The organism is Ferrovum sp. JA12 (assembly GCF_001431705.1).
In the GTDB taxonomy this organism is placed as follows: domain Bacteria; phylum Pseudomonadota; class Gammaproteobacteria; order Burkholderiales; family Ferrovaceae; genus PN-J185.
Window position 1 is genome coordinate 482,730 of sequence record NZ_LJWX01000002.1, and the last position, 10,641, is coordinate 493,370.

At 47.1% G+C, this 10,641-nt stretch carries 11 protein-coding genes, 1 tRNA gene and 1 pseudogene; 12 read left to right on the forward strand and 1 reads right to left on the reverse strand.

The window, feature by feature from the left end; all coding sequences use genetic code 11:
• The first annotated feature begins 40 nt into the window (after nucleotides 1-40).
• From rpmI to FERRO_RS07425, 7 genes are all read left to right on the forward strand, one after another.
• A complete protein-coding gene (gene rpmI / locus FERRO_RS07395) occupies nucleotides 41-238 on the forward strand; it encodes a 50S ribosomal protein L35 (protein WP_056930233.1) in 198 nt (65 codons plus the stop codon).
• Nucleotides 239-250: 12 nt separating this feature from the next.
• Nucleotides 251-610, forward strand: coding sequence for a 50S ribosomal protein L20 (gene rplT, locus FERRO_RS07400; protein WP_056930234.1), 360 nt, complete (start codon nucleotides 251-253; stop codon nucleotides 608-610).
• Nucleotides 611-649: 39 nt separating this feature from the next.
• Entirely contained in the window at nucleotides 650-1,669 is a 1,020-nt protein-coding gene (gene pheS, locus FERRO_RS07405; protein WP_056930235.1) for a phenylalanine--tRNA ligase subunit alpha, read from the forward strand.
• Between the two features lie 6 nt (nucleotides 1,670-1,675).
• On the forward strand, nucleotides 1,676-4,039 hold the full coding sequence (pheT, locus tag FERRO_RS07410; RefSeq protein WP_056930236.1) for a phenylalanine--tRNA ligase subunit beta: 2,364 nt from the start codon (nucleotides 1,676-1,678) through the stop codon (nucleotides 4,037-4,039).
• A 10-nt stretch (nucleotides 4,040-4,049) separates the two neighbouring features.
• Nucleotides 4,050-4,361: an integration host factor subunit alpha gene (locus FERRO_RS07415; RefSeq protein ID WP_056930237.1), complete on the forward strand. Its 312-nt coding sequence runs from the start codon at nucleotides 4,050-4,052 to the stop codon at nucleotides 4,359-4,361.
• Nucleotides 4,333-4,752 (forward strand): MerR family transcriptional regulator, encoded by a 420-nt coding sequence (locus FERRO_RS07420; RefSeq protein ID WP_056930238.1) that lies wholly within the window; start codon nucleotides 4,333-4,335, stop codon nucleotides 4,750-4,752. The genes FERRO_RS07415 and FERRO_RS07420 overlap by 29 nt, the downstream gene beginning before the upstream one ends.
• Before the next feature lie 119 nt (nucleotides 4,753-4,871).
• Nucleotides 4,872-4,948 (forward strand) — tRNA-Pro (locus tag FERRO_RS07425).
• Nucleotides 4,949-5,016: 68 nt separating this feature from the next.
• On the opposite strand, the pseudogene FERRO_RS10685 reads toward FERRO_RS07425, so the two are convergent.
• Nucleotides 5,017-5,378, reverse strand: a pseudogene (locus FERRO_RS10685) (transposase); the annotation flags it as partial.
• Between the two features lie 1,166 nt (nucleotides 5,379-6,544).
• Here FERRO_RS10685 and FERRO_RS10690 point away from each other — a divergent pair.
• The 5 genes from FERRO_RS10690 to FERRO_RS07455 all read left to right on the forward strand — a co-directional run bounded on the left by FERRO_RS10690 (nucleotide 6,545) and on the right by FERRO_RS07455 (nucleotide 10,641).
• Nucleotides 6,545-6,754 (forward strand): DNA-binding protein, encoded by a 210-nt coding sequence (locus FERRO_RS10690; RefSeq protein ID WP_082601241.1) that lies wholly within the window; start codon nucleotides 6,545-6,547, stop codon nucleotides 6,752-6,754.
• Complete coding sequence (locus FERRO_RS10135; RefSeq protein WP_152975730.1) at nucleotides 6,658-6,858, forward strand: hypothetical protein; 201 nt, start codon at nucleotides 6,658-6,660, stop codon at nucleotides 6,856-6,858. Before FERRO_RS10690 ends, FERRO_RS10135 begins: the two co-directional genes overlap by 97 nt.
• Before the next feature lie 434 nt (nucleotides 6,859-7,292).
• Complete coding sequence (locus tag FERRO_RS07445) at nucleotides 7,293-8,858, forward strand: type I restriction-modification system subunit M (RefSeq protein WP_056930242.1); 1,566 nt, start codon at nucleotides 7,293-7,295, stop codon at nucleotides 8,856-8,858.
• Nucleotides 8,855-9,460 (forward strand): protein adenylyltransferase Fic, encoded by a 606-nt coding sequence (gene fic, locus FERRO_RS07450; RefSeq protein WP_056930243.1) that lies wholly within the window; start codon nucleotides 8,855-8,857, stop codon nucleotides 9,458-9,460. Before FERRO_RS07445 ends, fic begins: the two co-directional genes overlap by 4 nt.
• Before the next feature lie 20 nt (nucleotides 9,461-9,480).
• A complete protein-coding gene (locus tag FERRO_RS07455) occupies nucleotides 9,481-10,641 on the forward strand; it encodes a restriction endonuclease subunit S (protein ID WP_056930244.1) in 1,161 nt (386 codons plus the stop codon).

A 10,641-nucleotide genomic window follows, 5' to 3' on the forward strand; every position in this document is an offset into this window, starting at 1 on the left:
TTCCTAACCACCTGTTCTGGTTAAAATAAGGAGATGGGTAATGCCCAAGATGAAAACCAAAAGTGGTGCAGCCAAGCGCTTTAAAGTGCGCGGAAGCGGCAGCATCAAGCGCTCACAAGCGTTCAAACGTCATATTTTGACAAAAAAGACCACTAAGAATAAACGTCAGTTACGTGGTACCGCCGAAATTCATTCAACCAATGTGGCTTCAGTGAAAGCCATGTTGCCCTACGCATAAAGGAGGAGCGCAATGCCAAGAGTTAAACGTGGTGTTACGGCTCATGCCCGTCACAAGAAAGTTTTAGTTCAAGCCAAAGGTTATCGCGGTCGTCGCAATAACGTTTACCGTATTGCCAAACAAGCGGTCATGAAAGCAGGGCAGTACGCCTATCGTGACCGTCGTCGTCGTAAACGTGATTTCCGTGTATTGTGGATTGCTCGGATTAACGCAGCAGCCCGTGAGTGTGGTATGAAATATAGTACCTTCATGAATGGTTTGAAAAAGGCAGAGATTCAAGTTGACCGTAAAGTGTTGGCTGATATCGCTGTGTTTGATAAGCCAGCCTTCATGAAAATGGTGGATACCGCTAAGGCGTCCTTGGCTCATTAAACTTATCAATGCGCCCGGGTAACCGGGTGTCAACAATCTATGCAAGAACTGCACACCATACTCAAGGAGGCTCTGGCCTCCTTGAGTGCCATAGAAAGCCCGGCTTTGCTAGAGGAGTGTAAGGCGAAATATCTCGGTAAAACCGGGTTATTAACTGAGCATCTCAAGGCTTTAGGAAAACTCTCTCCAGAGGAGCGTCCTCTACGCGGCGCTGAAATTAATCAAGTAAAAGTTGCCATTGAAGAAGCTCTCAGGATGCAAAGAGAGAAAATCTCTCAATTGGAATTGGATCGGCAATTGGCTGCTGAGGCCTTAGACGTTACGCTACCCGGACGTGGTCATGGGGTAGGTGGCCTGCATCCTGTCACCTTAACTATTCGGCGCATTCGCGACTTGTTTTCTGCCATGGGTTTTGAGGTGGCTGAGGGCCCTGAAATTGAGACCGATTATTATAACTTTACGGCCCTCAATATTCCGGAAAATCATCCCGCAAGGGCTATGCATGATACCTTTTATCTTGATGCTAATCATGTGCTACGAACTCATACTTCTCCCATGCAAGTGCGTTACATGGAAAAGCGTCAGCCCCCCTACCAAGTAATTGTGCCGGGTAGGGTGTACCGCTGTGATTCGGATATGACCCATACCCCTATGTTTCACCAAGTGGAAGGATTGTGGGTTAGTGAGAGTGTCACCTTTAGCTCCCTTAAAACTACTTTAATTGAGTTTATGCGTCGATTCTTTGAACAGGAAGAACTAAAAGCTCGTTTTAGACCTTCTTTTTTCCCCTTTACCGAACCTTCTGCGGAAATGGATGTTGGCTGTGTCATGTGTCATGGTGAGGGTTGCCGTGTGTGTTCCCATACAGGTTGGTTGGAAGTATTAGGATGCGGAATGGTCCACCCCAATGTGTTAGCGCCCTTGGGCATTGATACGGAGCGCTATGTGGGCTTTGCCTTTGGTTTAGGAGTTGAGCGTTTAGCAATGTTACGCTACGGAGTCAATGACTTACGAGTGTTTTTTGAAAACGACTTGAAGTTTTTAACGCAATTTAATTGATTTTAAATGAAATTTTCTGAATCCTGGTTAAAAACCCTTATTAATTATCCCTGGACAAGCACTGAGCTTGCTCACTCACTCACTATGGCAGGTATTGAGGTAGAGGCCCTTGAATCGGTGGCTCCTCCTTTTTCCGGGGTGGTGGTGGGGTTGGTGTTAAGTGCCCACAAGCATCCTGAAGCAGATCGCCTCAAGGTACTTTCTGTGGATGTGGGGCGAGAGAGCCCGTTACAAATTGTGTGTGGTGCGAGTAATGTGGTGGTGGGTATGAAGGCTCCCTGCGCTACAGTGGGGGCCATACTGCCCGGAGACTTTAAAATTAAGGAAGCTAAGCTACGTGGCGTTGCTTCCTTTGGCATGATGTGCTCTGAGAAAGAGTTGGGTTTAAAAGAGGAAGCCGATGGTTTGATGGTGTTGGATCCTGCGGCCAAGGTGGGGCAGGATATTCGTGAGAGTTTGCGACTCGACGATCAGGTCTTGACTTTAAAATTGACCCCTAACCGTGCTGATTGCTTGAGTTTACTGGGGGTTGCAAGGGAAGTATCGGCACTGACCAATCTTGCGATTACCCCCCCTGTGTTTACTCTTGTTGAACCCCTTAATGCAATAACCAGGGAGGTGATTAATCAGGTACCTCAAGCCTGCCCACAATATGTGGGGCGGCAAATTAATCTGACCAATCCAACCGCCGCTACCCCACCATGGATGGTAGAGCGCCTGCAGCGCTCAGGTATCAAGAGCCATGGCGTTGTGGTGGATGTTACCAATTACGTGTTATTAGAGACGGGGCAACCCTTGCATGCCTTTGACGACCAACAGATTGAGGGGGCAGTGGTGGTGCGTTGGGCCCATGACAAAGAACCCTTGGTGTTATTAAATGAGCAACAGGTTAGTTTGTCGAATGATGTGTTAGTGATTGCTGATGAATCGAAAGCTCTAGCTATCGCTGGCATTATGGGTGGTTTAGAGAGTGCCGTAACCGAGAATAGTCGACACATTTTTCTTGAGGCGGCGTTTTTTACACCGCAGGCCATTGCTGGGCGAGCAAGGCGTTTTAATCTTTCCACGGACTCCTCCCATCGTTTTGAGCGGGGTGTTGATTTTGCTTATACCGTGCATGCCATAGAGCGTGCCACGGCCCTATTAATTGAGATTTGTGGTGGTGAGGCACTGCCGTTAATTAAACATATTAGTACTCTGCCTTCCCGTCCCTCATGTTTGGTTAGAGTTAAGCGGGTGGAGCGCGTGTTGGGTATGCACGTTACCCAGGCCTTGATACTGGACCTTTTCACGAGACTGGGTTTGAAAGCCGAGCAAAAAGGAGAGGATGTGGAGGTAACTCCCGCCTCCTATCGTTTTGATTTATCTATTGAAGAAGATTATATCGAAGAGATTGCTCGCCTCATTGGTTATGATCATATTCCTGAGTTGCCTGCTGTGGGTGAATTGAAAATGTATAGTCAGCCTGCGTCATTGCAGCTGGAGTATAAATTGCAGGAGCAATTGGTGGCCCGTGACTACCAAGAGGCAATTAGTTACAGTTTTATCAGTGAAGAGTGGCAGGCTTGTTTTACTGACCCTCAGCAAGAATCTTTAACCTTGATTAATCCTATTGCTAGTCATTTAAGTGTGATGCGCACTAGTATTTGGCCAGGCTTATTGCAGGCTTTAGCGGTTAATCTGGCTAAACAAGTGGAGCGCGTTCGTCTGTTTGAAATGGGCAGATGCTTTTACAAAGAGGAATCCGGTAAGATTGAGCAACCTAAAAAACTGGCGTTGTTGGCGTACGGTAAACAATTGAATGATCAATGGGGTGAAAAAAGTCGAACCGTTGATTTTTATGATATGAAAGCTGATGTAGAAGCCCTGCTACATGGGCAAGAGGTGAGTTTTGACGCCTCGCAACATAAAGGTCTACATCCCGGCCGTCAGGCACGGATTTTTATCGGTGATTTGGCCGTGGGTTATTTGGGCGAGTTACACCCGAGGTTGGTGAAACAGTTGGGATTGCCACAAAGCTGTTTGTTAGCTGAGTTAGATCTTGATAGTCTTAATTTAAATAAGCTACCTAGCTATCGTGAGAGTTCAAAATACCCACCCGTTACCAGAGATTTAGCGGTAATAGTAGAGGATAAGGTGGTTGTGGGAACTCTATTAGCCACTCTCAAGCCGCTTATTGCTCCCCCTATACAAGATTTGTTTTTGTTTGACTTATATCGTGGACCTGGAGTGCCACAAGGTAAAAAAAGCCTTGCTTTTCGTATAGTTATGCAAGATACTGAAAAAACTTTAACTGACATTGATATAGATTTATTAGTGACAAAAGTGTTGCAAAAATTGAAGTCTGAGTTTCAGGCGGAATTACGTTAAGAGGTGATCCATGACACTAACTAAGGCAGAGTTGTCTGATTTATTATTTGAAAAAGTAGGGCTAAACAAACGTGAAGCTAAGGACTTAGTAGATACTTTTTTTGAAGAAATACGGATAGCTCTTGAAAAGGGAGACGTGGTTAAATTATCGGGGTTTGGTAACTTCCAGCTACGCACCAAGCCACAGCGTCCTGGTAGAAACCCGAAAACCGGTGAAGAGATTCCCATCTCAGCTCGCCGAGTGGTGACTTTTCATGCTAGTCAAAAACTAAAGGGCTTAGTGGAAAACCGTCATGGAGATAGTAACAGCGACAACATCTAATAATGAGGAGGTGTTATCTTTTCCTCCCATTCCTGATAAGCGTTACTTCACCATTGGTGAAGTGGGAGCTCTTTGTGCAGTAAAACCCCACGTATTGCGTTATTGGGAACAGGAGTTTAATCAGCTCAAACCCGTTAAACGACGTGGTAATCGACGTTACTATCAACCCCATGAGGTATTACTGATCCGTCGCATCAGAAGCCTTCTTTATGATCGTGGTTTTACTATCAATGGCGCACGCCATGTTCTATCCTCTCCAGAAGAGAAAATTGCCATCAAGCAGTTACTTGAAGAGAAAAAGAGAAAAACTGTCTCTGCTCCGCCACAGAGGTTCATTCCTAAGCAGATGATTGTGGAAGAGTTACAGGCTATCTTGGTATTACTAAGTTAAACTCTTTGGCCTAGTTTCTAAAGAAAATAGGAAAGTAGTAAAGTGGGTTAAAACTTATTTTTCAAATTTGTGACCAATGTTCTTAACGTGGTGCTGGAATATTGTTATAATTACAAGTTCGGGGCGTAGCGCAGCCTGGTAGCGTACTTGCATGGGGTGCAAGTGGTCGGAGGTTCGAATCCTCTCGCCCCGACCATTAATAACTAATGGTTATAGAAATAACGGGCTCTTCAGGCTCTTTCCCATTTAAGAGGGCAGTTTTAATCATCCACAGAGCCCCTTAACACGCACTCTGGCATTCTCAAAGTTTCTATACCCATCAGCTCTTCTCTGAATCAGTTTCATCTTACGGTGGCATCCTTCTGTAATGCCATTAGATTTACTTAACCGCCACATTCTGGCACTCTCTTCTTTTCATGAGCTGAGTGTTTTACCTAAAGCAGCCACTGGTTTAAAGGCACTTGTTTTAACTCAGTTAACATCGTTAGGAATACAGGAATCACTTCACCACATGCCCGTTGCGTTAAAGCTCTTTTCATCAATAGCGTATGAAGTGGTTGTTGGAATGGATAAATGGCTGCAATAGCTGGATACCTGTCTAAGAACAGATCTCTTTTAGCCTTTTTATTGGGCGGTACAACTTATGGGCGAGTAACCTTAACACAGTGCGCCTGAGGCCCAATAGTTCATGATGAACTGTTTCGTGTATAGGAATAGGAATCTGTTGGACGTACCTGTTTACTGTGGCTATGGCTACAACGGGCCAAGCGATTGCACTTCACTTCCATAGAGGTTGATAACCCCTGACTTTTACTGTAGAAAACCTGGTCAATTTAGGATAAGATAATTCTTGAGCACTTTAATCTCATTTTTCATGGCAAAATCATGAGGTTAGTTAAGATAAACACAATTAAAGAGCACCCCTTGTTTGGTGGAGAGCTGGGCAGAGCAAAAGCCCACCAGGGCGTTTTCGCCAATATCCCACCACTAGACCTGAATATATAGCCTCTTGGGGCTTTTTGGAACGTCCCAGGGTGTAATCCCGCGTACTATCCCAGGATTCACAACCGCCATCGCCAACATGAACGCCAATGCTGAAGAACATTTTTCTTATCTCGCCGTTCGACCAACAGTTAGCCTTATTGATGATGCCGAGAATAATCGCCAATGCCGAGATCGGAATCGCTTAACCGATCAATCAACTGTTGTCTTGAAATAATTGAACGACCTATCGAATCAAGTGCAGAGCAAGGCGCGGCAAGTAAAGATCTTGAGCAAGGGTATATCAAAATGATACAAAATAATTCACACGAGCCAAAAGTCTTCAAGAGACGAATGAGTTTGACAGAATATGCAGTGACTAAGGGTTTCAAGCTAGACCGCCGCGTGTCGTTCAAGGACTGCCATGTTATGCGCAGCGGTTCTAAGAAGATCCGAATTCACCGGGAAGGTGGACGGTCATGATGTGTATAGCAACGCAAATAACGAGTGTGAGGGCGGCAATGTTGGCGTATCGTTATGGTAATGAGTGCCCCCGCCTTGGTCATCGCCCCAATGACGACAAGCAGGGCTATATATACGCAGACTTGGTACGACAATGGCGTCCTGACTCGGTACGCGAAAGACCGAGACCGAGCATTGGGAAGGATTGGAACGATGAGTTATGAGATAAATTGAAGGACTATCGTAGAGTCGTCATGAGGGTAAATCGATAACAAAAAAACGCTTGTAGTTTGTTATATGTTTAATCCTATACTACTTAGGGCAAACCACAAGAGTCTCATAAGTAGCCATCACAAACGCAGACAGACACGCTGCCGCCGAAGGACAGTCACCCACGTTTGCAGCAGTATGTAGAACCATCGGTGAGAGCAGTTTTACGACGATTTCCGAGGCTATGAAGTCATGGAGACCGCAAAAAATATCAGTCGCGCAGCCGATGCGCAAGGCAGTACTCGCAGCAGTTGTCGACAAAGCCAGCGGGCTTTCTGTCGGAATTTAGGACGTTGCTATGGGCATAGCAAACAACTGTTTAGCCAGCAAACGCGAAGCCGTGGTGGTTGCGCGAAAGGAAATGGAATAGGCACGCGAGAAGCCATTGAATAAGCAGACCAAGTAGCCACTGAGCTCGATGCAGCGCGGTCTCAGATCGAGAAGCAGATCGAAGCGCGCAAGCATACCGGGATACAAGCTGATCAGCTTATAATAAAAGCGCGAAGTGGGCAGGTGGTCTGGCCGCATTGCTGGTACAGGAACGTGTGGCGACAAAGGATGCCGAGGACAAGGCAGAAAAAGCGATTGTCGACGCTCTAAACTAAGGGGTAATTTGGAGGTTTAGCAGTCCAAGCCCATGGTTGAAAGCAATGGCATGGAATGTTGACTTGAGCTAGGCACCCTCAACGAGCACGGCCATAAATAGGTGGTTTTGGTGCCAACACGGGTGCCCGGTCTTGAGATCGCACCACATTAGTGTAGAATTGTGCCTTTAATTGGGTATCGTGGATGAAGAAAAATATGAATAACTCAATAGGAAGCTAACCATGACCAGCTCCCAACAACGCGCCGAACTGCAGCGCCGCATTTGGCAAATCGCCAATGATGTCCGTGGCGCAGTCGACGGCTGGGATTTCAAGCAATACGTGCTCGGCACGCTGTTCTACCGCTTTATCAGTGAAAACTTCGCCAGTTACATCGAAGGTGGTGATGACAGCATCCACTACGCCGAGTTGGCCGATAGCCTCATCACTCCGGACATCAAAGATGACGCCATCAAGACCAAGGGCTATTTCATCTACCCCAGTCAGCTGTTTGCCAAGATGGCTGCCAGCGCCAATACCAATGAAAGCCTGAATACCGATCTCGCCGCCATCTTTGCCGCCATCGAGTCCTCTGCCAACGGCTACCCCTCTGAACACGACATCAAAGGCCTGTTTGCCGACTTCGACACCACCAGCAATCGCCTCGGTAATACCGTTAAAGACAAGAATGCCCGTCTGGCCGCTGTTCTCAAAGGCGTGGCTGAGCTGAACTTTGCCGATTTCGAAGGTAGCAACATCGACCTCTTCGGGGATGCCTACGAATTTCTCATCTCCAACTACGCCGCCAATGCCGGTAAATCCGGCGGTGAGTTTTTCACCCCGCAGCATGTTTCGAAGCTGATTGCCCAGCTCGCCATACACAAGCAAACCACCGTCAACAAGATCTTTGACCCGGCCTGTGGGTCAGGTTCGCTGCTGCTGCAAGCCAAAAAGCACTTTGACGCGCACATCATCGAAGATGGTTTTTTCGGGCAAGAAATCAACCACACCACTTACAACCTGGCGCGGATGAACATGTTCTTGCACAACATCAATTACGACAAGTTCAACGTCCAGCTCGGCAACACCCTCATTGACCCGTATTTCGGCGACCACAAACCCTTCGATGCCATCGTCTCCAACCCCCCATACTCGGTGAAGTGGATAGGCAGCGACGATCCCACACTGATCAACGACGAACGCTTTGCCCCAGCGGGTGTACTTGCGCCCAAGTCCAAAGCCGACTTTGCCTTCGTGCTGCACGCACTCAGCTACCTCTCAAGCAAGGGCCGCGCCGCCATCGTCTGCTTCCCCGGTATTTTCTACCGCGGTGGAGCCGAGCAGAAGATTCGCCAATATCTGGTAGATAACAACTATGTGGAAACGGTGATTTCGCTCGCGCCCAACCTGTTTTATGGCACCACGATTGCGGTCAATATTCTGGTGCTCTCCAAACACAAAACAGACACCACCACCCAGTTCATCGACGCCAGCGGCCTGTTCAAGAAAGAGACCAATAACAACGTGCTGCTGGACGCGCATATCGACCAGATCATGGCGGTGTTCGACAGCAAGGACAATGTGGATCATTTCGCCCAATCGGTGCCATTTGAGAAGGTGGCCGCCAACGACTACAACCTGTCGGTGAGCAGCTATGTCGAAGCGAAGGACAGCCACGAGGTGGTGGATATTGCAAAGCTCAATGCCGAGCTGAAAACCACCGTAGCCCGAATCGACAAATTGCGCAAAGACATTGATGCCATCGTCGCCGAGATTGATGGCGTAGATTCAGAGGGAGCGAGCCCATGATTCTGGAAAACAAACTCATCATCACCGACCAAATTGAACTGGCCAAAGCCGAAGAAAGAATCAGCAAGCAAAAAGCCAAGCAGCTTTTCGACTCTGGCGATATAACAAAAGTGGAAGTCGGCACCTTTGCTGGGCTGAGCTTTATTCATACTTACTTGTTTGAAGATATTTACGCCTTCGCCGGAAAAATACGCGACGTCAATATCGCCAAAGGCAACTTCCGTTTTGCTCCCCTGATGTACCTGGAAGCATCGTTAAAACATATCGACACCATGCCGCAAAGCATGTTTGATGAGATCGTTGAAAAATATGTCGAGATGAATGTCGCCCACCCTTTCCGTGAAGGCAATGGTCGCGCCACCCGCATCTGGCTGGATTTGATGCTTAAAAAAGAAATTCAACAGGTGGTGGATTGGAACAGGGTCGATAAAGAAGAATACCTCTCGGCCATGCAGCGCAGCGTGGTAAAAGACCTTGAAATCAAAGCACTAATTAAGCAGGCGCTTACCAGTAAAATTAACGACCGCACCTTGTTCATGAAGGGTATTGATGTCAGCTATTACTACGAAGGCTATAGCGAATTCAAGACGGAGGAGCTGTGAGCACGAGTAATATTAGCTTTATGGAAAAGCTGCTGGATGGCGTTGAGGTTGAGTGGAAACCGCTAGGCGAAGTGCTTGTTCGTACCAAAGGTACAAAGATCACTGCAGGCCAAATGAAGGGGCTGCATAAAGATGACGGGGTCGTAAAAATATTTGCAGGGGGAAAAACTGTAGCGTTTGTCAACCTTGAAGATATCCCGGCAAAAGATATCAATCGCAAGCCTTCAATCATCGTCAAATCTCGTGGCGTGATTGAGTTTGAGTATTACGACAAGCCGTTTTCTCACAAAAATGAAATGTGGTCGTATCACTCCAATACTGATCACTTCCACATTAAGTTTTTCTACCATTTTTTGAAGTTGAATGAACCTCACTTTCAGCAACTGGGAAGCAAAATGCAAATGCCGCAAATTGCTACACCTGACACTGACAAGTTCATGGTCCCCGTTCCCTGCCCAGAAAACTCAAAAAAATCGCTCGAAATCCAAGCCGAAATCGTCCGCATTCTGGACACTTTCACCGAACTGACCGCCGAACTGACCGCCGAACTGACCGCCGAACTGACCGCCCGCAAAAAACAATACAACTACTACCGCGACCAGTTGTTGAGTTTTGAAGAAGGCGAAGTGGAGTGGAAGGCGCTCGGTAAAGTGATAAAAACTGTAACGGCACCCTCAAAGCTCAAAAGCCAAGCCTATCGCGCAACAGGAAGACTTCCAATTGTTGATCAGGGTGTCGAATTCATCGCCGGCTATACTGACGAGAATATAACTCCCGTTGAAGCTGGAGAATACGTAATTTTTGGCGATCATTCTGAACACATAAAGTATGTAGACTTTCCTTTTGTTCAAGGCGCTGATGGACTAAAAATTCTTAGCCCTATCTCGGCTAATGCCAAGTACATCTACCATACCTTCCTGAACTTTTATACGAAGAAATTGAGCTACAAAAGGCATTGGTCAACTGCGCAACAGACATTAATTCCCATCCCCTGCCCAGAAAACCCACAAAAATCGCTCGAAATCCAAGCCGAAATCGTCCGAATCCTCGACAAATTCGACGCCCTGACCAACTCCATTACGGAAGGCTTGCCGCGCGAAATTGCTCTGCGCCAGAAGCAATACGAGTATTACCGCGACTTGCTACTGAGCTTCCCCAAGCCGGAAGAAGTAGCCGCCTGA